The sequence below is a fragment of the Streptomyces sp. RK9 genome (assembly GCF_045070545.1).
GTDB classification, from domain to species: domain Bacteria; phylum Actinomycetota; class Actinomycetes; order Streptomycetales; family Streptomycetaceae; genus Streptomyces; species Streptomyces alboflavus.
The window spans coordinates 3,074,334-3,098,075 of the sequence record NZ_CP173704.1 but is presented as its reverse complement, the minus strand read 5'-3'; the positions used below and the strand labels follow the sequence as shown (position 1 = coordinate 3,098,075).

Annotated in this window: 14 protein-coding genes and 1 pseudogene; 4 read left to right on the top strand and 11 right to left on the bottom strand. The window is 72.6% G+C overall.

Annotated features, from left to right (window positions below; translation table 11 throughout):
* Nucleotides 1-42 precede the first annotated feature (42 nt).
* The 4 genes from AB6L24_RS33995 to AB6L24_RS33980 all read right to left on the bottom strand — a co-directional run bounded on the left by AB6L24_RS33995 (nt 43) and on the right by AB6L24_RS33980 (nt 9,290).
* Entirely contained in the window at nt 43-1,992 is a 1,950-nt protein-coding gene (locus tag AB6L24_RS33995) for an acyl-CoA dehydrogenase family protein (RefSeq protein ID WP_405661808.1), read from the bottom strand.
* A gap of 205 nt (nt 1,993-2,197) precedes the next feature.
* Nucleotides 2,198-3,643: an aldehyde dehydrogenase family protein gene (locus tag AB6L24_RS33990; RefSeq protein WP_405661805.1), complete on the bottom strand. Its 1,446-nt coding sequence runs from the start codon at nt 3,641-3,643 to the stop codon at nt 2,198-2,200.
* 561 nt (nt 3,644-4,204) lie between these two features.
* Nucleotides 4,205-5,809 carry a PucR family transcriptional regulator gene (locus tag AB6L24_RS33985; RefSeq protein ID WP_405661802.1) on the bottom strand — a complete coding sequence of 535 codons (1,605 nt, stop codon included), beginning with the start codon at nt 5,807-5,809 and terminating at the stop codon, nt 4,205-4,207.
* A 1,075-nt stretch (nt 5,810-6,884) separates the two neighbouring features.
* A complete protein-coding gene (locus AB6L24_RS33980; RefSeq protein WP_405661799.1) occupies nt 6,885-9,290 on the bottom strand; it encodes an ATP-binding protein in 2,406 nt (801 codons plus the stop codon).
* Nucleotides 9,291-9,656: 366 nt separating this feature from the next.
* Here AB6L24_RS33980 and gabT point away from each other — a divergent pair, with 366 nt between their 5' ends.
* The 4 genes from gabT (at nt 9,657) to AB6L24_RS33960 (ending at nt 15,925) form a co-directional block, all read left to right on the top strand.
* Nucleotides 9,657-10,991 (top strand): 4-aminobutyrate--2-oxoglutarate transaminase, encoded by a 1,335-nt coding sequence (gene gabT / locus AB6L24_RS33975; protein ID WP_030362029.1) that lies wholly within the window; start codon nt 9,657-9,659, stop codon nt 10,989-10,991.
* Between the two features lie 360 nt (nt 10,992-11,351).
* Entirely contained in the window at nt 11,352-12,038 is a 687-nt protein-coding gene (locus tag AB6L24_RS33970) for a phosphatase PAP2 family protein (RefSeq protein WP_405661796.1), read from the top strand.
* A gap of 40 nt (nt 12,039-12,078) precedes the next feature.
* Nucleotides 12,079-14,604, top strand: coding sequence for an McrB family protein (locus tag AB6L24_RS33965; protein ID WP_405661794.1), 2,526 nt, complete (start codon nt 12,079-12,081; stop codon nt 14,602-14,604).
* Nucleotide 14,605: 1 nt separating this feature from the next.
* Nucleotides 14,606-15,925, top strand: coding sequence for an McrC family protein (locus tag AB6L24_RS33960; RefSeq protein ID WP_405661792.1), 1,320 nt, complete (start codon nt 14,606-14,608; stop codon nt 15,923-15,925).
* Here AB6L24_RS33960 and AB6L24_RS33955 read toward each other — a convergent pair.
* From AB6L24_RS33955 to AB6L24_RS33925, 7 genes and pseudogenes are all read right to left on the bottom strand, one after another.
* Nucleotides 15,907-16,923: pseudogene (locus AB6L24_RS33955) on the bottom strand (chitinase); the annotation flags it as partial. The gene AB6L24_RS33960 and the pseudogene AB6L24_RS33955 sit on opposite strands and share 19 nt — an antisense overlap.
* A 395-nt stretch (nt 16,924-17,318) precedes the next feature.
* A complete protein-coding gene (locus AB6L24_RS33950; RefSeq protein ID WP_405661790.1) occupies nt 17,319-17,831 on the bottom strand; it encodes a hypothetical protein in 513 nt (170 codons plus the stop codon).
* A gap of 142 nt (nt 17,832-17,973) precedes the next feature.
* Nucleotides 17,974-19,392 carry an NAD(P)/FAD-dependent oxidoreductase gene (locus AB6L24_RS33945; protein ID WP_405661788.1) on the bottom strand — a complete coding sequence of 473 codons (1,419 nt, stop codon included), beginning with the start codon at nt 19,390-19,392 and terminating at the stop codon, nt 17,974-17,976.
* 94 nt (nt 19,393-19,486) lie between these two features.
* The gene (locus tag AB6L24_RS33940) at nt 19,487-20,308 is read right to left on the bottom strand and encodes an ABC transporter permease (RefSeq protein ID WP_405661786.1); all 822 of its coding nucleotides are present in this window, start codon (nt 20,306-20,308) and stop codon (nt 19,487-19,489) included.
* Nucleotides 20,308-21,234: an ABC transporter permease gene (locus AB6L24_RS33935; protein WP_405661784.1), complete on the bottom strand. Its 927-nt coding sequence runs from the start codon at nt 21,232-21,234 to the stop codon at nt 20,308-20,310. The genes AB6L24_RS33940 and AB6L24_RS33935 overlap by 1 nt, the downstream gene beginning before the upstream one ends.
* Nucleotides 21,231-22,394, bottom strand: coding sequence for an ABC transporter ATP-binding protein (locus AB6L24_RS33930; RefSeq protein ID WP_405661782.1), 1,164 nt, complete (start codon nt 22,392-22,394; stop codon nt 21,231-21,233). The genes AB6L24_RS33935 and AB6L24_RS33930 overlap by 4 nt, the downstream gene beginning before the upstream one ends.
* A gap of 54 nt (nt 22,395-22,448) precedes the next feature.
* Complete coding sequence (locus AB6L24_RS33925) at nt 22,449-23,690, bottom strand: spermidine/putrescine ABC transporter substrate-binding protein (RefSeq protein WP_405661780.1); 1,242 nt, start codon at nt 23,688-23,690, stop codon at nt 22,449-22,451.
* Nucleotides 23,691-23,742: the final 52 nt, after the last annotated feature.

Here is a 23,742-nt window from a genome sequence, read left to right as displayed (position 1 = left end):
CCGGGAAGGGGTGGGCCTGGGGCGCCCCCGCGAGGCCCTGCCTCAGCGGATCGGACGGTGGACGTTCTCCCGCGTGCTCGCGCCGGGCGTCGCGTCCGCGATCCAGGGGCCGTCGCCGCTGGGGTCGACGACACCCTGCTCCAGCCAGGTGTACGCACCTGAGAGGACACCCTTGACCACCCGACGGTCCTGGTCGTCGGTGTTGGTCCACAGCCGCCCGAAGAGCTCGTCGACGCGGACGCGGGACTGCCGGCAGAAGGTGTCGGCGAGCTGGTAGGCCTCCCGGCCGTGCCCCTCGGTGGTGCGCAGCAGCTCGGCCCGCACGCACGCCGCGCTCATCGCGAACAGCTCCGCGCCGATGTCGACGATCCTCCCGAGGAAGCCCTGCTTGGTCTCCATCCGCCCCTGCCACCGGGACATGGCGTAGAACGTGGAGCGGGCCAGCTTGCGGGACGACCGCTCGACGTAGCGCAGATGGGCCGCGAGGTCCGCGTGCCCCGCCGGATGGAAGTCGGCGTACGTACGCGGGAGTTGACCGGGCCCCGCGACGAGCTTGGGCAGCCAGCGGGCGTAGAAGGCACCGGCGGCGGCCCCCGCGCGGGCCTTGTCGGAGAGGGTCTTCTCGGGGTCGATGAGGTCCCCGGCGACCTTCAGATGGGCGTCGACGGCCTCGCGGGCGATCAGCAGGTGCATGATCTCCGTGGAGCCCTCGAAGATGCGGTTGATGCGCAGGTCGCGCAGGATCTGCTCGGCCGGCACGGCCCGCTCGCCGCGCGCGGCGAGCGACTCGGCGGTCTCGAAGCCGCGGCCGCCGCGGATCTGCACCAGCTCGTCGGCCATCAGGCAGGCCATCTCGGAGCCGTACAGCTTGGCGAGGGCGGCCTCGATGCGGATGTCGTTGCGGTCCTCGTCGGCCATCTGCGAGGACAGGTCGAGTACGGCCTCCAGGGCGAAGGTGGTCGCGGCGATGAAGGAGATCTTCGAGCCGACGGCCTCGTGGTACGCGACGGGCTTGCCCCACTGCTCGCGCGCGGCCGACCACTCGCGGGCGATCTTCAGGCACCACTTGCCCGCGCCGACGCACATCGCGGGCAGCGAGAGGCGGCCGGTGTTGAGGGTGGTGAGGGCGATCTTCAGGCCCGCGCCCTCGGGGCCGATGCGGTTGGCGGCGGGGACGCGCACCTGGTGGAAGCGGGTGACGCCGTTCTCCAGGCCGCGCAGGCCCATGAAGGCGTTGCGGTTCTCGACGGTGACGCCCTCGGAGGCGGCCTCGACGACGAAGGCCGTGATCCCGCCCTTGTGCCCCTCGGACCTGGGCACCCGCGCCATCACGACGAGCAGGTCGGCGACCACGCCGTTGGTGGTCCACAGCTTCACGCCGTCCAGGACGTAGTCGTCGCCGTCGGGGACGGCGGACGTGGCCAGGCGGGCCGGGTCGGAGCCCACGTCCGGCTCGGTGAGCAGGAACGCGGAGATGTCCGTGCGGGCGCAGCGCGGCAGGAAGGCGTCCCGCTGCTCCTGGGTGCCGAACAGCTTCAGGGGCTGCGGTACGCCGATCGACTGATGGGCGGAGAGCAGCGCGCCGATCGCGGGGTTGGCGGAGCCGACGAGCGCGAGCGCCTTGTTGTAGTACACCTGCGTGAGGCCGAGGCCGCCGTACTTGGTGTCGATCTTCATGCCGAGCGCGCCGAGTTCCTTGAGGCCGTTGACGACCTCGTCCGGGATCTGCGCCTCGCGCTCGATGCGGGCCGAGTCGATCTTCGTCTCGCAGAAGTCGCGCAGCTTGGCGAGGAACTCCTCGCCGCGCTGGACCGCCTCGTCGGCGGGCAGCGGGTGCGGGTGGATCAGGTCGAGGCGGAAGCGGCCCAGGAACAGTTCCTTGGCGAAGCTGGGCTTGCGCCAGTCCTGCTCGCGGGCGGCTTCGGCGACCTGCCTTGCCTCACGTTCGGAAACCTTGGGCTCTGTGGAGTGTGGTGCGGACAAGAGGCTCACCTCGCCGCGAGTCGGGGTCGGGACCGATCGACCGATCTTGGACCGGACAGAACCGGATCATGGTTACTCACCGGTGCTACTCGATCGTTCGTACCCGATTCCCGGCATTCCCACCAGCCCTCGCGCAGCGAACGCGCGAGAACGGCCGGAGCCCCCGCACAGCGGGCTCCGGCCGTTCTCCGGGTGGGACGGGTGGGGCGGGTGCCTACAGCTCGATCCCCGTCAGGACCATCACGCGCTCGTACGTGTAGTCGTCCATGGCGAAGCGGACGCCCTCGCGGCCGACGCCGGACTGCTTCACGCCGCCGTAGGGCATCTGGTCGGCGCGGTAGGAGGGCGCGTCGCCGATGACGACGCCACCGACCTCAAGGGCGCGGTGGGCGCGGAAGGCGGTCTGCAGGTCGTGGGTGAACACGCCCGCCTGGAGGCCGTACTTGGAGTCGTTGACGGCGTCGTACGCGGCCTGCTCGCCGTCGACCTTCGTCACCGTCATGACGGGGCCGAAGACCTCCTCGCAGGCGATCGTGACGTCGGCCGGCACGTCGGCGAGGACGGTCGGCGCGTACGTGGCGCCGTCGCGCTTGCCGCCGGTCAGGAGCTTGGCTCCGGCGCCCACGGCCTCGTCGACCCAGGACTCCACGCGCTTGGCCGCGTCCTCGTTGACCAGCGGGCCGACGTCGGTCTTCGGGTCGGACGGGTCGCCGGTGACCTGGCCCTCGACCGCCTCGACGATCTTCGGGAGCAGCCGGTCGTACACGGACGCGTCCGCGATCACCCGCTGTACGGAGATGCAGGACTGGCCGCCCTGGTAGTTGGAGAAGGTCGCGACGCGCGCGGCGACCCAGTCCAGGTCGGCCTCGGAGGAGAAGTCGCCGAGGACGACGGCCGCGCCGTTGCCGCCGAGCTCCAGGGTGCAGTGCTTGCGCGGCACCGAGTCCATGATCGCGTAGCCGACCTTCTCGGAGCCGGTGAAGGAGACGACCGGGAGCCGCTCGTCCTGCACGAGCGCGGGCATCCTGTCGTTCGCGACCGGCAGGACCGACCACGAGCCCGCGGGCAGCTCGGTCTCGGCAAGCAGCTCACCGATGAGGAGTCCGCTGAGCGGGGTCGCCGGGGCGGGCTTCAGGATGATCGGCGTGCCGACGGCGATCGCGGGGGCGACCTTGTGGGCGCACAGGTTCAGCGGGAAGTTGAACGGCGCGATGCCGAGGACGACGCCCTTGGAGAAGCGGCGCGTGAACGCGAGCCGGCCCTGGCCGCCGGCGTCCGTGTCCAGGCGCTGGGCCTCGCCGCCGTTGAAGCGGCGGGCCTCCTCGGCGGCGAAGCGGAACACGGAGACGGCGCGGCCGACCTCGCCGCGCGCCCACTTGATCGGCTTGCCGTTCTCGGCGGAGATCAGCTGGGCGATCTCCTCGGTGCGCTCGACGAGGCGACGGCTCACGTGGTCGAGGGCGGCGGCGCGGACGTGCGCCGGGGTCGCGGCGAACTCGTCGCGCACGGCGTAGGCGGCCGCGACGGCCTCCTCCACCTGCGCGTCGGTGGGCACGGCCGCCTTGCCGACGAGGCGCCCGTCCCAGGGCGAGGTGACGTCGAGGGTGGTCTCGCCGGTGGTCTGGCGACCGGCGAGCCAGAAGGCGTGGATGGAAGTCATGCGAATCCCGGCCCTTCCGCGGAGGTTCATTCGTCTACGGGGTTACGGGTCCCACCGTAGGGGCGCGACTTTCCTGCGGGGCTTGTCCGACTCGGCGTAGTGGGAAGCCCCGGCACACCGGAATGTCAGGGCGGCCCCGTATCGGCGCTTCGCGCCTCGTCCTCAAACACCGGACAGGCTCTCTCCCACCCGCCCGCCCGAACTTGCAGCGGCCTGGCCGACAGCCCGGCACCGTCAGCCCTGCCGGGGTCACCCCCGGTATCGGCGCTCCGCGCCTCGTCCTCAAACGCCGGACGGGCTCTCTCCCACCCACCCGCCCCCACCTGCACTTGGCTGAGCAACAGCCCGGCACCCTCAGCCCCGAAACGGCTCACACCGCAGCGCCTTTCCGGCCCGCCCCGGGGATTTTTCAGCCCGTCCGGCGATTGAGGACGAGGCGCGAAGCGCCGATTCGAGGGCGCCCCCGTCCCACGGCAACGGGACACCCGCCCCCGGGGTCCAGGGGCGGAGCCCCGGGATCGGAGAAGGGGCGGGACTGGGGCGCCCCGCGAGGGCTCGGGCCTACTCGCCCGCCGCCGAAGTCGCCTTCAGCGACAGCCACAGCTCCATCCGGACGTCCGGGTCGTCAAGGGACCGCCCGAGGATCTCCTCGACCCGCCGCATGCGGTACCGCAGCGTATGCCGATGCACCCCGAGGTCAGCGGCAGCGGCATCCCACTGCCCGTGCCGCGACAACCACGCCCGCAGCGAGGCGACCAGATCCCCCCGCCCGGTGGCGTCATGCTCGCGCAGCGCCCGCAGCAACCCGTCCGCGAACGCCCGCACCGCGTCGTCCGCGAGCAACGGAAGCACCGACCCCGCGGCCAGCTCCTCGTGCTCCACGAGGCACCGCCCGCGCCGCCGGGCGACGGACAGCGCCTGCTCGGCCTGCTTGTAGGCGGGCGCGGCGGCGATGGGCCCGGCGGGCGCCGAGAGCCCCATGAGCGGCCCGGGCTCCTCGGCGGACTCGCGCCCCTCGGCCCGGTCGGCGTCGAGGAGCGCCGCGTACTCGACGGTGGCGAGATGCGCGGCCCCGCCGTCGGCGACGAGGAGGACGAGCCGCTCCCCGTACGGCACGACGAGCAGCGCCTCACCGAAGCGCGCCGCGGCCGACTCGACGGCGTCGACGAGCTCCGTCGACCAGGCGCCCTCGGCCGCCCCGGCCCCTTCGCCCGCGGCCTCCGCGGGCCCGGCCACCTCGGCGACGACCAGCCGGAAGGGCGCGTCGAGCAGCCCGCCGTACAGGTCACCGGCGACCGCGCGGGCGTGGTCCGGCTCTCCGGCGAGCAGCATCCGCAGCACGGCGGAGCCGATCCTGGCCTCCGCGGCCTGGAGGGAGCGGGACCGCTCGGTGGTGAGGGTGAGGAGGGCGATCGCGGAGTGCACGGCGTACCGCTCGGCGGTCCCGAGGGTGGACGCCGTGCCGACGGCGAGCGCGGCCCGCGGCCGCCGCCCGGTGCCGAGGGTGTGCAGCTCGACCCGGTCGTCGGCCCCGGCCACGACGAGGCTGGCGGGCGCGGGCCGCTCCCGGAGCCGCTCGACGTCGGGGGTGAGCCGGGCGGCGCGCCGGGCGGCCCACTCGGGCGCGGTGGCGACGACGGCGCCCGAGGCGTCGTACAGCGCGGCCCAGCCGTCGACCTGCCCGGCGAGCGCGCCGAGCAGCCCCTGCGCGCCGTCGCCGAGCGCCTGCTTGGTCAGCTCGCGCTGGGCGGCGAAGCCCGCGGTGACGGCGCGGTACTGGTCGGCGGCGATGGCGGCGGAGACGGCCTTGCTGATGGCGAGGAAGGGGGTGCGGCGCGGCACCTCGATGAGGGGCAGCTCCTCCGCCCGTGCCGCCTCGACCAGCGCCTCGGGGATGTCGGGGTAGTTCACGCCGACCGCGAAGCCGAGGCCGACGACGCCCGCGCCGACGAGCCGCTTCACGTAGCGCCGCATGGTGTCCGGGTCCTCCGCGTCCAGCTTCAGCGCGGTGATCAGGAGCAGCTCGCCGCCTTCCATGTACGGCACGGGGTCAGCGAGCTCGCTGACGTGCGCCCAGCGCACGGGGGTGTCCAGGCGGTCCTCGCCCGCGCGCACGGTGAGTTTGAGCGCGGAGTGGTGGACGAGCGAGGCGAGCGTGGGCGGCATGGGACCTTCAGGTCGTACGGCGGCGGAGTCCGGTCGGCGGGACCGGGGGCGGGTGCGGTGCGGAGTCGGATACTGCGGTCTGGCGCTGTGGTCGGGTGCGGTGCGGAGTCGGATACTGCGGTCTGGCGCTGTGGTCGGGTGCGGTGCTGCGGTCGGGTGCGGAGGCGGCTGGGGGTGTGGTGCGGGCGGGTGCCGGTGAGCCGTGGGCCGGGCCGGGCGGCCGGGGGCTCACCAGTTGATCTTTTGGCCGTCGCGTATGACGGCTGCTGTCGATTCTGCCTCACCGTATGGTCGCCCCGGGCGGCTTGCGGGGTATAGGCGGCGCCCTTTCCCGCACGCCGCGGGCGTGCACGCACCTCCGCACGCCCCTGCCGCACGCCGAGTCCGCGCCGGGGTGACCCTGTCAGGTCCCACCCGTGACCGCCGTCCCCGCGGCACCCTCGTGCGCACTCCCTGCCCCCCCTGCTGCCCGGCAGCCCTTCCGCCGCTCCGCGGCGGTTCCCCACCCACCCGCCCGTGACCGCCGTCCCCGCGGCACCGCCCAGGCCCACCCCACAGCCCTCACCATTTCGAGTGACCCCAGCCCACAACCAAGCCGATCGCACCCCCGCAGCCCCGCAGCCCCGCACCCCGCAGCCCGCAGCCCGCAGCCCGCAGCCCGCAGCCCGCAGCCCGCAGCCCGCAGCCCGCAGCCCGCAGCCCGCAGCCCGCAGCCCGCAGCCCGCAGCCCGCAGCCCGCAGCCCGCAGCCCGCAGCCCGCAGCCCGCAGCCCGCAGCCCGCAGCCCGCAGCCCGCAGCCCGCAGCCCGCAGCCCGCAGCCCGCAGCCCGCAGCCCGCAAGCAACGCCCCGAAGGGCCCGGGAGTCACCCTGGTCCCACAGTCACGGGTGGGCGGGTGGGGCGTCCCCGCCGCGCAGCGGCGGGGACAGCGGAAGCAGCCGGGGTACACCAAAGGCCCCACACGGCCCGACAACGCGGCACGGAGGCATCCGGGACGCACACGGAGTCAGCCCGACGGGCCCGTCCAGCCTGGACAGCCCGTCAAGCCCACCCCCAAACCGTGCGGACGCACAACCTCACCCCCGCAGATCCACCAACAACGGCGGCGCGTGCTCCCCCCGCACATCCGTCAGCGACAGCACCGCGTGCCCCGGCGGCACCGCGTGGGCCAGCTCCGACGCCGACCAGCGCTCGCGCTCGACCTGCCGGACGGTGACCGCGCGGGCGGTGGGAGCCTGGCCGGTGATGACGCGGCGCAGGACGTGGACGGCCTTCCCGGCGGGCGTCTCGGCGATGATCTGGCGGTCGGTGACGTCCCGCGCCTCCGTCCACTCCTTGCCCCAGACCTCCGCGAAGTCCTGCCCGTCCCAGGGGGTGAGCCCGGACAGGGCCATGCGGCAGCCGACGGCGCCGAGCAGGGGCGTACGCAGCGGCCGCGGCGCGTCGTCGAGCGTACGGAGCGTCATGACGACCCCCGCGTTCGCGGACCGCAGCCGCTGGATGCGGCGCACCGCCTCGGGCGTCACCGTGCCGGTGGCGTCGTCGAGGACCAGGCAGGCGAACAGGGAGCGGTCGTCGCGTACCGCGGCGGACGCGGTGAACTGCGCGAGCACGAGCCGCGCCAGAATCCGTGAGGCGTCCGCGTGCCCGCGCTCGGGCAGGTCGATGCGGACCCGCACCGGGTGGTCGAGGGCGCGCAGCGAGAAGGGCGTGGTCTGCCCGGAGGTGTCGAAGAACGCGGCGAACGCGGGCCGGTCGAGCAGCGCGATGCGGTCGGCGAGGATCGCGCCGGGGTCGCCGGGGTGCCCCAGCTGCCGCTCGCGGGCGTCGAGTTCGCGCAGCATGACCTCCTGCCCGGCGTCCTGGAGGGCCTTGCGGAGCGCGTCCAGGTGGCCGGGCACGCCGTCGAGCAGGGCCCGCAGCTCCGGTACGCCGGGGAACCGGCCGTGGACCGCGTGGAACGGGCCGAGGAGCTGGGCGAGGACGGTGGTCGAGCGGCGGCTGTCGGCCCCGGGGTGCGGGTCGACGAGGTCGCCGACGAGGGCCTCGGCGAGCACGGCGGCGGCCTCGTCGGGGTCGGTCGTACCGCCGTAGAGGTCGAGGTCGTACACGGAGTCCGGGTGGCCGACGCGCACCACCACGTCGTAGTCGTCACCGGGTCCGAGCCCCGCGCCCGCCGCGCCCACGACGACGACGGCGGCGCGCCCGGCGAGGGCCTGCAGGCACAGCGCCTCGGCGAGCGGCCACACGACAGTGCCGGTCTTGCCTGACCCGGCGGGCCCGACGGCGAGCAGGGAGGTGCCGATGAGGTCGGGGCCGAGGGCGAGGCCCGCGCCCCGGTAGGCGTACGGGTTGCGAGGGTCGTCCACCGTCGTGCCGATGCGGACCTGCGCGGTGGCGAGGTCGTGGCGGGCGGCCCGCGCGGGCAGGTCGCGGTCGCCGGAGGGGTGCGGGCAGGCGGCGGCGCCGTCGCGGACGACGGCGTCGGTGAAGGTCGCGAGCGGGCTGTTGCCGGAGCGCACGGAGCGCCAGGCGCGGGCGATGCGGGCGACGTCGATGTCCCGCATCCGGCCCGCGCGGGCGTCGGCGGCGAGCCGGTCGGCGGCGGCCCCGGCGCCGCCCGCGCGGAGCTTCGGCCACTCGGCGGGGTCCTCGCCCGGCGGGGGCGGCGGGGCGGCGGGCTCGGGGCGCTTGAGGCGGGGGGCGACGAAGCGGCGCCACACCTCGCCCCAGCGGCCGACCCGGCCGACGGCGATCATGATGCCGAGGGCGATGACGGTGTAGTACGCGTTCCAGACGACGGCGTTGCCGACGCTGTCGCCGGTGTAGATCCAGGCGTCGGGCAGGAACAGCTCAAGCGGGACGACCCACCAGCCGCCCAGGTAGCCGTTCCACAGGAGCGACCAGACGAGCCAGCCCACCAGGAAGGCGATGACCGCGCCGCTGAGGAGCTGCCGGGTGGGGACGACCTCCGGCTCCTGCTCCGGCCGCGGCCGGTGGTCGAACCGCCAGACGCCGGGGAACGTCGCGGGGCGGGGCGTGCGCAGCCAGGCGAGGAACTCCTCGCCCTCGGTGCGGGCCGGTGCGCCCGGGGCGCGGGTGGGGCGGGGCGGGAGGGCGTGCGCGGCACCGCCGGTCCCTGCGGGCGCGGCGCTGTGGCCGGGGTGGCCGCCGCCGGTCCCGGTGTGGCCGCCGGTCCCGGCACCCGCACCGCCGTTCGCGGCGTGCCCACCGCCGGTCCCGGCGTGCCCACCGTTCCCGGCGTGCGACGCGCCACCGTGCCCGGCCCGTCCGCCCCCCTGCCCCGCACGCGGCGCCACGCCGTTCCCGGCGCGTCCCGCCTCGCCCGCGGGCCGACCGGCCTCGCTGATGACGCGCTCGACGTCGCTCGCGCCGCCTTGCGGCGACACGGGTCGCGGCGCCGGACGCGGCACCGGCGTGGCGTGCGTACCGCGAGCGTCGTGCGTGCCGTCGGAAGTCATGGCCCTTGCCCCCTGACCTGCCCTGTCCAGTGGTTCACGGTGGTTCGCGGCTCAATCTAGTGCCCGCGCCCCGCAGTTAGGCGGCGTGCGCGCCGAACACGCCATCGGGTCCGGGTGTCCGCGGGGGACGCGCGGCGGACATATCGGCACCGTCGGCGGCGACGTGCCCCTGTTCCTGCGACGTACCCCTGTTCACCGGTATGTCCACCACGGACAACCGCCACGCCCAACATCTCCCCCGTGGAGCATGCCCGACCCCCTTGCCCGCCCCTAACCTGCGGAGAAAAGCCAGAAGCGTCCGAAAGACGAGCGTCGCCAGAAGGCGCGCGTCGCACGCGTCCGCACGACCCACCCCCAGGAGCCCTCATGACCGACCTTCCGCAGGAGCGCCGCGTCGTCACCGCCATCCCCGGGCCGAAGTCCCAGGAGCTGCAGGCCCGCCGTACCGCCGCGGTCGCCGGCGGCGTGGGCTCCGTGCTGCCCGTCTTCGCGGCCCGCGCCGGCGGCGGCATCATCGAGGACGTCGACGGCAACCGCCTGATCGACTTCGGTTCCGGCATCGCCGTGACGAGCGTCGGCGCCTCCGCCGAGGCCGTCGTGCGCCGCGCCTCCGCCCAGCTGCAGGACTTCACCCACACCTGTTTCATGGTCACGCCGTACGAGAGCTACGTGGCCGTGGCCGAGGCCCTGGCCGAGCTGACGCCGGGTGACCACGCCAAGAAGTCCGCGCTGTTCAACAGCGGCGCCGAGGCCGTCGAGAACGCCGTCAAGATCGCCCGCGCGTACACCAAGCGGCAGGCCGTCGTCGTCTTCGACCACGGCTACCACGGCCGCACCAACCTCACGATGGCGCTGACGGCGAAGAACATGCCGTACAAGAACGGCTTCGGCCCGTTCGCGCCCGAGGTCTACCGCGTCCCGGTGGCGTACGGCTACCGCTGGCCGACCGGCGCCGAGAACGCCGGGCCCGAGGCCGCCGCCCAGGCCATCGACCAGATCTCCAAGCAGGTCGGCGCGGAGAACGTCGCCGCGATCATCATCGAGCCGGTGCTCGGCGAGGGCGGCTTCATCGAGCCCGCGGCCGGCTTCCTGCCCGCGATCAGCAAGTTCGCCACCGACAACGGCATCGTGTTCGTCGCGGACGAGATCCAGTCGGGCTTCTGCCGCACCGGCCAGTGGTTCGCCTGTGAGCACGAGGGCGTCGTCCCCGACCTGATCACGACGGCCAAGGGCATCGCGGGCGGCCTGCCGCTCGCCGCCGTCACCGGCCGCGCCGAGATCATGGACGCCGCGCACGCGGGCGGCCTCGGCGGCACCTACGGCGGCAACCCGGTGGCCTGCGCCGCCGCGCTCGGCGCCATCGAGACGATGAAGGAGCTCGACCTCAACGCCAAGGCGAAGAAGATCGAGTCCACCATGAAGGCCCGGCTGGCCGCGATCGCGGAGAAGTACGACATCGTCGGCGACATCCGCGGCCGTGGCGCCATGATCGCGATCGAGCTGGTCAAGGACCGCGCGACCAAGGAGCCCAACCCGGAGGCGGCCGGCGCGCTCGCCAAGGCCTGCCACGCCCAGGGCCTGCTGGTCCTGACCTGCGGCACCTACGGCAACGTGCTGCGCTTCCTGCCGCCGCTGGTGATCGGCGAGGAGCTCCTGAACGAGGGCATGGACATCATCGAGGCCGCGTTCGGCGAGATCTGACGCGCTCCGGCCGGGGTGTGCCACGGGCGCACCCCGGCCGGACCCACCCGTGGCGTCGCCACCCCTGACATGTGCCGACCTCACGCCGTGTGGAGGCTGTGACCAGGGGTGACGGTCAGGGCCTGTGAAGAACGTGTGGGAGCCCCATGTCGGGATACCGTTCCGCCTGTCGGCCCTCTTCCTCCTGACGTACGGTTTCTGCAGATGAGAGAAACACCCCGCCCACGGGTAACCGGGGGCGACACCGGGTCGGAGCCTCCCCAGCCCCGCCCTGGGCGTGCCTTCGCGCGCACACCTGGAGCCCATGGCTCCGGAACTCCTCACCGATCGGATGGCCGCCCGCCCCAAACCCCCCGGGGCGTGCGGCAGCCCGGTCAGCTCGGCCGCCTCGGAACTACCCCCCCTGTTCCGGGGCGGCCGACCACTTGTCTCCTCCTCGGCCTCGCCCTCGGCCTGCTCTTCGCCCTGTTCACCTGGCAGGTGGCCGCCGAAGGACCCCTGCGCCGCCTCGACGAACGCGCGGGCCGCGCCCTGGCCGACGGCCCCCTGCCCGACGGCCTCGCCGAACTCCTCGCGGACCTGGGCAACATGACGGTCGCCGTACCGATCCTCGCCCTCACCGCCGCGTACACGGCCTGGCGGACCTCCCGAACCGACGCCACCCCCTGGTGGCCACCCCCGCTCACCGCCGTCGTCACGATGATGGCGGTCCCCGTCCTCGTGGTCCCCCTGAAGCTGGCGGTCAACCGCACCGGCCCACCCGGCATGGAGGGCAACGGCTACTACCCCTCGGGCCACACCGCCACAGCCGCCGTCGCCTACGGCGCGGCCGTCCTCCTCCTGCTCCCCCACCTCACCCGCCCCACCACCCGCCGCACCCTGATCCTCACCTGCACCCTCCTCAACCTCGGCGTCGGCTACGGCCTGATCCACCGCGGCTACCACTGGCCCGTCGACGTCCTGGCGAGCTGGTGCCTGAGCGGCATCCTCCTGCTCGTGATGGCGGTGAGCACGGCACGGTACGGTCGGGGGTCGGCCGCGGACTAGCACTCTCCGCGGCCCGCCGCGGACACCGAGGGGGAGCAGCATGGCCGACGAGCCGGAGCGGACGGGGCAGCCGCAGGCGGTCGCCGTCACGTACGAACGCGGGGACTACGCCCTCACGCGCTCCCCCGGCCATGTGCTCCTGCCGCTGCACGGCCGGCTGATCCACCACAACCCGGCCTGCCCGCACCTCACCGACTCCGGGACGCTGCCCCGCTTTCCCGACCCCGACGGACTGCTGTGGCGCCGGCTGATCGACTCCGCGCCGTCCCAGGACACCGCGGGCCGTGCCGAGTTCGCCAAGTCCATCGGCCTCACCGGCGGCAAGGGGCAGCCCATCACGGGGGTGTGCGGCTGTGTGCTCGCGCCCGTGTCGGCCGCCGTGGCCGGGACCCTGCCGCCCTGGCCGCTGGATGAGGCGCTCGCCGCGTTCGACCGGAAGCGGAACGCGGCCCCGCTGGCCGAGATGGCGGCGCGGGCCGAGGAGATCCGGCGGGACTTCCCGTGGGAGGACTGGCCGACGCTGCCGCTCGACCGGTTCGCGCTCGGCCTCGGCGACAGCGCGCAGACCAGGCCGTACTGCTATCTCCTGGAGTTCGCGAGCACCGCGCTCGGCTCCATCGCGGGCGGCTCCGCACGCAAGCACCTGATCTACTTCCGTGCCCAGGACGGCAGTTGGTGGCACGACTCGCGCTACGCGAGCGCCGAGGAGGCCTGGGAGCAGGTGCGGGCCGGTCTCGTCGAGGCCGTCACCGCCGCCCGCGAGGGGCGCACGGCCGACATCGACGCCATCGACGCCATCCGCTCGGGCCCCGCGCTCGTCGCCAAGACGCTGCGCGTGTACGCGCCGGACTCCGCCCTCAGTCTGTACGCCCACCCCTGGGTGGCGCACTTCGTCCAGCGGCTGACCGGCGAGCCCGTGCCGAAGCTGGAGCGGTTCGCCCTCCAGGCCCGGCTCAAGGACATCGTCGACGCCGACGGGCGCTTCGCGGGCTGGTCGTACGACGAGGTCGTGACGTTCCTCTTCTGGTGGGCCGACCCGCAGCGCACCGAGCAGATCGTGAAGATCGCGGCGGGCCGGGACGGCAGCGTGTGGGAGGCGTGCCGCGCGGGCGGCTACATCGCCGTCGGCTGGGACGCGGTCGGGGACCTGCGGGCTTACGCGGACAAGGACGAGTACGCGGCGGCGTTCAAGACCGCGTACGCCGAGGAGTACCACGACCACCAGCCGAAGATCTCCGCCAAGGCCAACGAGCTGTGGAAGCTCCTGAGTCTGCGCCCCGGCGACATCGTCGTCGCCAACACCGGCGCGAGCCAGGTCCTGAGTGCGGGCCGGGTGACGGACGAGGGCTACGCGTGGCGCGCGGACCGCGACGACCACCGGCACACCGTCGGCGTCGACTGGGACGACCGGTACGCGACGCGCCTCGAGGAGCCCGAGCGGTCCTGGGCCACGGTGACCGTCAAGGACGTACCGGCCGCCCTGTGGACGAAGATCCGTCGCGCCAAGTCGGACGGCGCGCAGGCGGGCCCCGACGACGAGGCGTCGGCGGACGCGCTGCCGGAGGCCGCGGCGGCGGTCGCGCAGCCCCTGGACGCGGAGCTGCGCACGCTCGCGGACGCCCTCGAACGGCGCGGCCAGGCCGTCCTGTTCGGCCCGCCGGGCACCGGCAAGACCTACACCGCGCTGCGGTTCGCGGTGCGCCGCCTCGGCGAGCTGTCCGGCCTTCCGGGCGTCGACCCGTACGCCGAGCCGGGCACGTCGGCCTTCGGCGCGGCCCTCGACGCGCTCTCGGCCGCCGGGCGCCTGACGACCGTGACGTTCCACCCGAGCTACGGGTACGAGGACTTCATCGAGGGCTACCGGCCGGTGCGGGCGGGCGGTGCCGACGGCGCGGGGGCGGGCGGGATCTCCCTCGGCCTCAGCGACGGCGTGTTCAAGCGGGTGTGCGCGGCCGCCGCGGCCGACCCCGGCCATCCCTACCTGGTGGTGGTGGACGAGCTGAACCGCGGGCATCTGCCCAAGATCCTCGGTGAGGCGGTGACGCTCCTGGAGAAGGACAAGCGGGGCCGCTCGGTCACGCTGCCGCTCAGCCAGGACCCGTTCACGATCCCGCCGAACGTGTACGTCATCGGCACCATGAACACCGCCGACCGCTCCATCCGCGCCCTGGACGCGGCCGTCCGCCGCCGCTTCGCCTTCCTCGAACTCCTCCCCGACTCCGCGCCGCTCCAGGGCTGCCACGTCGACCAGCTGCACCTGGCCGACCTCCTCGACACCCTCAACCAGCGGATCCGCACCCATCTCGACCGCGAGAAGCAGATCGGGCACGCCTTCTTCCTGCCGGGCGGCGCGCCCGTGGACTCCGCCGCCGAACTCGCCGCGATCGTCCGCAGCGAGATCCTGCCGCTCCTCCAAGAGTACGCGTACGACGACTACACACTGCTCGCCGCCTTCCTCGGTGACGACCTCGTCGACACCGCCACGCACACCCTGCGGGACCTCAGCGACGAGGACCTGGTCACCGCGCTGTACACGGAACTCCAGGTCAAGGGCGGGACGGAGTAGCGTGCCGACACCCGTGGACGGGACCCGCGCGCCGGTGGTGGGGGTGCGGGAGTACGGGACGGCCATCGTCGAGGGCGTCACGCTGAGCGCCGCCGACCGCCGTCTGTGCGCGGCGCCGGGCCTCGCGGAACGCCTCACGGTGCGCGAACTCGCGGGCGGACGCCTGGAGATCACGGCCTACCAGCATGTCGGTGTGGTGCGCCTCGACGCCTGCGAGATCCGCGTCCGGCCCAAGTATCTGGGCGAGGACCTGGACGTCCTGCGGATGCTCGCGTACGCCAACGACGGCACCTGCCCGCCGCTGGACGCCCACCGCACGGCCGCCGACGGCGCCCCGAACCTGCGGGACCTGGTGGCGCTGCTCGTCACCGAGCACGCCGAACGGCTGCTCGGCCACGGCGTGCGGCGCGACTACGTGACGTCCGAGGACGAGCTGCCCGCCGTCCGCGGGCGGCTCCTGGTGGACCGTCAAGTGCTGCGTCTGTACGGCCGCCTCGATCGGCTCGCCTGCCGCTTCGACGACCACGACCCGGACGTCCTCGACAACCGCCTGTGCGCGGCGGCCACCGACCTCGCCGCCCGCACCACCCGCGATCCGGCCGTGCGGGCGAGGGCCCGGCGGGCGGCGGCACGGTTCGCCGCGCTGGCGCCCGGACCGCTCGGGGACCTGCGGACGGCGCTCGCCGGGCTCGACTACCACCGGCACAACGAGCACTACCGCGCCCCGCACCGCTGGTCCGCGCTGCTCCTCGGCGGCGGCGGCATCGCGGACCTGTTCGCCGCCGGACCGCTGGCGTCGCGCGCGTTCCTGGTCGACATGAACACCCTCTTCGAGTCCTTCACGACCCGGCTGCTCACCGAGGCGGCAGCGGGCGCCGGGACCACCGGGTACGCGGTCCACGACCAGTCCCGGCAGCGCGGCGTCCTGCACGACGAGCGCACCGGAACGCCCTACAGCGAGATCCGCCCGGACGTCCTCGTCACCGGCCCGGACCTGTGCCTTCCGGTGGACGTCAAGTACAAGCTGTACGAGGCCGGCGCGCGCGGCGGGAAGCTGAGCACCGCCGACCTGTATCAGGCGTTCCTGTACGCCCACGCGCTCGCCCGGCAGCCGGACGGCAGGATGCCGACGTGCGTGCTCGTCCACCCCGGCGGGTCCTCGGCTCCCCGAGAGAGCGTCGCCGTGCGGCGGTGGGACGGCGGCACGTCGGCCCGGGTGCGATCGCTGCCGCTGGATCTGCCGGGCGTGCTGCGGGAGTTGGACGGGCCGGGGCGGGCGGGTGCGCTGCGGCGGGTCTGGGATCAGTTGCTGCCGAAGTAGCTGTCGAAGTTCTTGGAGAACTCCCAGTTGTTGAAGCGGTCCCAGTTGATGGACCAGGTCATCAGGCCGCGCAGGGTGGGCCACTTGCCGTGGGGGCGGTAGGAGCCGCAGTTGGTGTTCTTCGTCAGGCAGTCCAGGGCCTTGTTGACCTCGGTCGTGGAGACGTGGCCGTTGCCCGCGTTCACCGAGGCGGGCATTCCTATGGCTATCTTCTCCGGGGGCAGCGGCGGGAAGACGTTGGCCGTGTTGCCCTTGACCGGGAAGCCGGTGAGGAGCATGTCGGTCATGGCGATGTGGAAGTCCGCGCCGCCCATCTGGTGGTACTGGTTGTCGAGGCCCATGATCGGGCCCGAGTTGTAGTCCTGGACGTGCAGCAGGGTGAGGTCGTCGCGCAGGGCGTGGATGACCGGGAGGTAGGCGCCCGCGCGCGGGTCGGCGCCCCACTGGCCGGGGCCGTAGTGCTGGTAGCCCAGCTGCACGAAGAACGTCTCCGGGGCCATCGTGAGCGTGAAGCCGGGGCCGTACTTGGCCTTGAGGGTCTTCACCGCCGAGATCAGGTTCACGATCACCGGGGTCGTGGGGTTCTTGAAGTCCGTGTCGTTGGCGTTCAGCGACAGCGAGTGGCCCTCGAAGTCGATGTCCAGGCCGTCGAGGCCGTACTCGTCGATGATCGCGGAGACGGACGAGACGAACTTGTCGCGGGCCTGGGTGGTGGTCAGCTGCACCTGGCCGTTCTGGCCGCCGATGGAGATCTGCACCTTCTTGCCCTGGGCCTGCTTGGCCTTGATGGCGGCCTTGAACTCGTCCTTCGTCTCGACGTTCGGGCACTCCGTCTTCGGGCAGAGGCTGAAGCGGATGTCGCCGGACGTGGCCGACGTGGGCTCGCCGAACGCCAGGTCGATGATGTCCCAGCCGGCCGGGGTGTCCGCGAGGCGCGTGTAGCCGGAGCCGTTGGCGAAGCTGGTGTGCAGATAGCCGACCAGTGCGTGGGCGGGGAGGGCCTCGGCGTCGGCCGCCGGAGCCTTGGCGTCGGCGCGCGCCGAACTCGTCGGGGGCGCCGAGTCCGCCGTGCTCTCCACGGCGAGCAGGCCGGATGCCGCGAGCGCGAGTGCTGCCGCCGCGGTGAGGAGTCGGGGTCTGCGCAGGGGTGAGCGGGAGTGTGAGCGGTCCACAACTGCCTCCGCGGGTGGGGGGATGGGAGAGCAGGACGCGCTCAAGATGGTCCAGACCAATGCCGTTGTCAAGGTTGTTGTCAGGACTGCCTCGGGGCCGTCGCCGGGGCTTCGCGCAGCACCGCCCCTGCCGTGTGCAGGGGGTGTCCAGCGGTGCTGGTGTGGTGTCGGCGGTGTGGAGGGGGTCTCAGGCCGTGGCTACGACCGGGGCTGAGGGCCGTTCACCCCTCGCCGTCTTCGGCACCCTCGGCACCCTCCCCCGCCCCACCGGCCCCACCGGCCCCACCGCCCCGCGCCAGCGACGCCGCCGCCTCGTGCATCGCGAGTTCCAGAAGTGCCGGGTCCACCAGCGTGCCGGAGCCGTCCGGTGGGATCAGCCAGCGCACACCGCCGGTGGACCTGCCTGGGTAGGGCACGACGATCCAGGTGCCGCGCCCCGCGCCCCGCACCCCCGTGCCCAGCCAGCGCGCGACCGTGCCCGCGGGCACGAAGAAGCCCATGCGGGCGTCGCCGAAGTCGGCCAGGACCGGGCCGGGTCGGTCCACGACCCGGGCGAGCACGTCCAGCGTGGGGTAGCCCAGGTCGCCGGGCAGGATGAGCACGTCCCAGAGCCGGCCGGCCGGGAGCAGGACGACCCCCAGGGGGTTGCGTTCCCACTCCCAGCGGCAGGCGTCCGGATCCGGCGCCACCGACACCAGCCACTCGACCGCCGATTTACTGCCCGAGCCCGTCATGGCGAACCTTCCTCTCGTCGGTCACGCATACGCGTGTCACGAGGAAGAGCGGCCCCGGGGCCGGGCATTACGCGGCTTCCGCTACTGAGTGGTAGTGAAGCGCGTCACGGAGCGGAGCGGCGTACGCCGGTGGATCTCCGGGTCAGCTGTCGAAGCCGAGTCCCATCTTGTCCATCGCGCGCAGCCACGCATTGCGGCGCCCGCCGTTCTCGTCGGCCCGGGCCAGGGACCACTTGGTCAGCGCCACGCCGGTCCAGGCGATCGGCTCCGGCGGGAACGGCAGCGGCTTGGAGCGGACCATCTCCAGACGGGTGCGCTCCGTGCGCTCCCCCGCGAGCAGGTCGAGCATCACCTCGGCGCCGAACCGCGTGGCCCCGACCCCGAGTCCGGTGTATCCGGCGGCGTACGCGACCCGCTCCCCGTACGCCGTGCCGAAGAACGCCGAGAAGCGCGAGCAGGTGTCGATCGCGCCGCCCCACGCGTGTGTGAAGCGCACCCCCTCCAGCTGCGGGAAGCAGGTGAAGAAGTGCCCGGCGAGCTTCGCGTACGTCTCGGGGCGGTGGTCGTACTCGGCGCGGACCTTGCCGCCGTAGGGGTAGATGGCGTCGTACCCGCCCCACAGGATGCGGTTGTCGGCGGACAGCCGGAAGTAGTGGAACTGGTTGGCGGCGTCGCCGAGGCCCTGGCGCCCCCGCCAGCCGATCGCGGCGAGCTGGTCGGGGGTCAGGGGCTCGGTCATGAGGGCGTAGTCGTACACCGGGACCGTGTACGGGCGGACGCGCTTGACCAGGGACGGGAAGACGTTCGTGCCAAGCGCGACCTGGCGGGCGTAGACCCGGCCGTAGGGCGTGCGGATCGCCATGCCCGCGCCGGGCGAGGCGAGGTCGAGAGCCGGGGTGTGTTCGTGGATCCGCACGCCGAGGTCGAGACAGGCCCGCTTGAGGCCCCAGGCCAGCTTCGCCGGATGCAGCATGGCGACGCCGTCACGGTCCCACAGGCCGCCGAGGAACGTGGGCGAGTCCACCTGCGCGCGCACCGCGTCCGCGTCGAGCATCTCGGCGCCGCCCGCGAGGCCGAGCCCGGCCATCTCCTCGTACACCTCGTGCAGCTCGGCGAGCTGGTGCGGCTGGGTCGCCACGTCGATCTCGCCGGTGCGCTCGAAGTCGCAGTCGATGCCGTAGCGGGCGACGGCGGCCTCGATCTCGTCGAGGTTGCGGGCGCCGAGCTCCTCCAGCTTCGTGATCTCGTCGGGCCAGCGGGCGAGGCCGTTGGGGAGGCCGTGGGTGAGGGACGCGGCGCAGAAGCCGCCGTTGCGGCCGGAGGCGGCCCAGCCGATCTCGCGGCCCTCGACGAGGACGACGTCACGGCCGGGGTCGCGCTCCTTGGCGATCAGGGCCGTCCACAGGCCGCTGTAACCGCCGCCGACGACGAGCAGGTCGCAGCGCTCGTCACCGACGAGGGCCGGTTCGGGCTCGGGCTTCTTCGGGTCGTCCAGCCAGAACGAGACCGGCTTGGCCTCGGCGAGAGACGTGGTCCAGCGGGTCATGGCGCTTGGGGCCATGATTTCCAACTCCTTCAGGGCTCTTGCGACTGTGCGACTCTTGCGACTCTTGCAGTTCTTGCGACTCTTGCAGCTCTTGCGACTCTTGCAGCTCTTAAAGGGATTTCTTGGCGCGGCGCTTTCCGACGAGCATTCCTGCCACCACGAGAAGGACGGCGATCAGGAACATCGCCGTACCGATCACATTGATCTGAACGGGTGTGCCCCGCTGCGCCGATCCCCAGACGAACATGGGGAAGGTCACAGTCGATCCGGCGTTGAAGTTCGTGATGATGAAGTCGTCGAAGGACAGCGCGAAGGCGAGCAGCGCGCCCGCGGCGATGCCGGGCGCGGCGATCGGCAGGGTGACCCGCAGGAAGGTCTGCACGGGCCCGGCGTAGAGGTCCTGGGCGGCCTGTTCCAGGCGCGGGTCCATGGACATCACACGCGCCTTCACGGCCGTCACGACGAAGCTCAGGCAGAACATGATGTGCGCGATGAGGACGGTCCAGAAGCCCAGCTGGGCGCCCATGTTGAGGAACAGCGTGAGCAGCGAGGCGGCCATGACGACCTCGGGCATCGCCATCGGCAGGAAGATCAGCGAGTTCACGGCGCCGCGCGCCCGGAAGCGGTAGCGCACGAGCGCGAAGGCGATCATCGTGCCGAGCACGGTCGCGCCGAGCGTCGCCCAGAAGGCGATCTGCAGGCTCAGCGAGAGCGAACCGCACATGTCGGCGACGCCGCAGGGGTCCTTCCAGGCGTCCGTCGAGAACTCCTGCCAGGAGTAATTGAAGCGGCCCTTCGGCTTGTTGAAGGAGAAGACCGTGACGACGACATTGGGAAGCAGCAGATAGCCGAGCGTGAGGAGTCCGGCGATGACGACGAGATTCCGGCGCAGCCAGCGGAAAGGCTTCGAGAGCACGGAGAGGAAAGACATCAGACGAGATCCTCCGTCCCCGACTTGCGGATGTAGAACGTCACCATGAACAGGATCGCGGCCATCAGGATGAAGGAGAGCGCCGCGGCCGTCGGGTAGTCCAGGATGCGCAGGAACTGCGTCTGGATGACGTTGCCGACCATGCGGGTGTCGGTGGACCCGAGCAGGTCGGCGTTCACGTAGTCGCCCGCCGCCGGGATGAAGGTGAGCAGGGTGCCGGAGACGACGCCCGGCATGGACAAGGGGAACGTCACCTTGCGGAAGGTGGTGGAGGGCCGGGCGTAGAGGTCGCCCGCGGCCTCGTGCAGCCTGCCGTCGATGCGCTCCAGGGAGGTGTAGAGCGGCAGGATCATGAACGGCAGGAAGTTGTACGTGAGTCCGCAGACCACCGCGAGCGGGGTGGCGAGGACGCGGTCGCCGTCGGTGGCGCCGAGCCAGTTGGTGACGTCGAGCAGGTGCAGGTTGTTCAGGGCGCCGACGACGGGGCCGCCGTCGGCGAGGATCGTCTTCCAGGCCAGCGTGCGGATGAGGAAGCTGGTGAAGAACGGCGCTATCACCAGGACGAGGATCAGATTGCGCCAGCGGCCCGCGCGGAACGCGATGAGGTAGGCCAGCGGGTAGCCGAGCAGCAGGCACAGGATCGTCGCGGCGCCCGCGTAGATCACCGAGCGCAGGAACTGCGGCCAGTAGTCGCCGAGCGCGTCCCAGTAGGTGGCGAAGTGCCAGGTGACCTTGTAGCCCTCTTCGAGGGAGCCGGTCTGCACGGACGTGGAGGCCTGGTAGACCAGCGGCAGCGCGAAGAAGACGAGCAGCCAGAGGATGCCGGGGAGCAGCAGCCAGTAGGGGACGAGGCGGCCGCGTCGGCGGGGCGGCTTCGCCGGGGGCTCGTCGGCCTCGGGGGGTGCGGCCTCGATGAGGGTCGTCACGCGTCCTCCTCGACCTTCTCGACGCCGGCTTCGGCGTCCTGGTCGGCGTCGAGGCCGAAGGTGTGCGCGGGGTTCCAGTGCAGGACGACCTCGGCGCCCGGGACGAGCCGGGTGTCGCGCTCGATGTTCTGCGCGTACACCTCGAAGGCGTCGCAGACGGGGCTGTCGACGACGTACTGCGTGGAGACGCCGATGAAGCTGGAGTCGGCGATGCGGCCGGTGATGCGGTTGCGTCCGGCGGGGATCTCGCCCGCGTCGTCGGCGTGCGCGAGCGAGATCTTCTCCGGGCGTACGCCCACCAGGACCGTGCCGCCGGTGGTGGCGGCCGCCGTACATCGCGCCGTGGGCAGCGTCAGCTTCCCGCCGCCCGCCTTGAGGAACACGTCGTCGCCGCTGACCTCGGCCACCTCGGCCTCGATGAAGTTGGACGTGCCGAGGAAGTTGGCGACGAAGGTGGTGCGCGGGTTCTCGTACAGGTCGGCGGGGGCGCCCTGCTGCTCGACGCGGCCGCCGTTCATCACGGCGACGGTGTCGGCCATCGTCATGGCCTCCTCCTGGTCGTGCGTGACGTGCACGAAGGTGATGCCGACCTCGGTCTGGATGCGCTTGAGTTCGAGCTGCATCTGGCGGCGCAGCTTCAGGTCGAGGGCGCCGAGGGGCTCGTCGAGGAGCAGCACCTTGGGGTGGTTGATGAGGGCGCGGGCGACGGCGACGCGCTGCTGCTGGCCGCCGGAGAGCTGGTGCGGCTTCTTGCGGGCCTGCTCGCCGAGCTGGACCAGGTCGAGCATCTCGCCGACCTGCTTCTTCACCGACTTGATGCCGCGCCGGCGCAGGCCGAAGGCGACGTTCTCGAAGATGTCGAGGTGCGGGAAGAGGGCGTACGACTGGAAGACCGTGTTCACGGGCCGCTTGTAGGGCGGCAGCGCGGTGACGTCCTGCTCGCCGAGGCGGACGGTGCCGCTGCTGGGCTCCTCCAGGCCGGCGATCATGCGCAGGGTGGTGGTCTTGCCGCAGCCGGAGGCGCCGAGCAGCGCGAAGAAGGAGCCCTGGGGCACGGTGAGGTCGAGCGGGTGCACGGCCGTGAAGGAGCCGTAGGTCTTGCTGATGCCGCTGAGGCGTACGTCGCCGCTGTGCTCTGTGGCTTCTTTGGCAGTCGTCATGGTGGCGTCCAGAGGAGGTCGAGGAGGTTCCAGAGGAGGTCGAGGAGGGTTGCGTCAAGAACCGGTGAGCTTGGCGAACTTCCCCTCGTACGCGGCCTCTTCCTTGGGCGTGAGGGACCGGAAGGCGTGCGACTTCGCGGCCATGGCCTTGTCGGGGATGATCAGCGGGTTCGCCGCGGCCTTGGGGTCGATCTTCGCGAGCTCGTCGCGGACGCCGTCCACGGGGCACACGTAGTTGATGTAGGCGGCGAGGCGGGCCGCGGGCCCCGGCTCGTAGTAGTAGTCGATGAGCCGCTCGGCGTTGCGCTTGTGGCGCGCCTTGTTGGGGACCAGGAGGTTGTCCGTCGAGGTCAGGTAGCCGCTGTCCGGGATGGCGAACTCGATGTCGGGGTTGGAGAGCTTGAGCTGGACGACGTCCCCGGCCCAGGCCACGCACGCGGCGAGGTCGCCCTTGTCGAGGTCGGAGGTGTAGTCGTTGCCGGTGAAGCGGCGGATCTGCTTCCTGTCGACGGCTTTCTGCAGGCGCGCCACGGCCGCGTCGAAGTCGTCGTCGGTGAACTTCGCGGGGTCCTTGCCGAGGTCGAGAAGCACCATCCCCATGGAGTCGCGCATCTCGGACAGGAAGCCCACGCGCCCCTTGAGCTTGGGCTCGTCCATCAGCTGCGACACCGAGGTGATCTTCTCGCCGTCGGTCGCCTTCTTGTTGTACGCGATGACGGTGGAGATGCCGGTCCAGGGGTACGAGTAGGCGCGCCCGGGGTCCCAGTCGGGTGAGCGGAACTGGGCGGACAGGTTGGCGTAGGCGTGCGGCAGCTGGGCCGGGTCGAGTTTCTGCACCCAGCCGAAGCGGATGAGGCGGGCGGCGAGCCAGTCCGTGACGCAGATCAGGTCGCGCCCGGTGTCCTGCCCGGCGGCGAGCTGCGGCTTGATCTTCCCGAAGAACTCGTTGTTGTCGTTGATGTCCTCGGTGTACTTGACCCGGATGCCGGTGCGTTTCGTGAACGCGTCGAGGGTGGGGCGCCGCTCGTCCTTGTCGACGTCCATGTACTCGGTCCAGTTGGAGAAGTTGACGCGCTTGTCCTTCTCCGAGCGGTCGTCCGCGGCGATGCCGCCCTCGCCCTTGCCGGCCGCGGGGATGCCGCACCCGCTCAGGGCGCCGAGCCCGCCCGCGGCGAGCAGGCCGCCGGCGGAGGCGCGCAGCACCGAACGGCGGCCGACCGCGGGGCCGCCGCGCAGGGCGCGCTGTGCGGCGGCGAGCTGGGCCGGGGACAGACTGTCGGGCTCGTAGTGCTCCATGCGCTTGTCGCCCTTTCGGGAGGTGGGCGGGCGGGCGCCGCCCGGTCGCGCG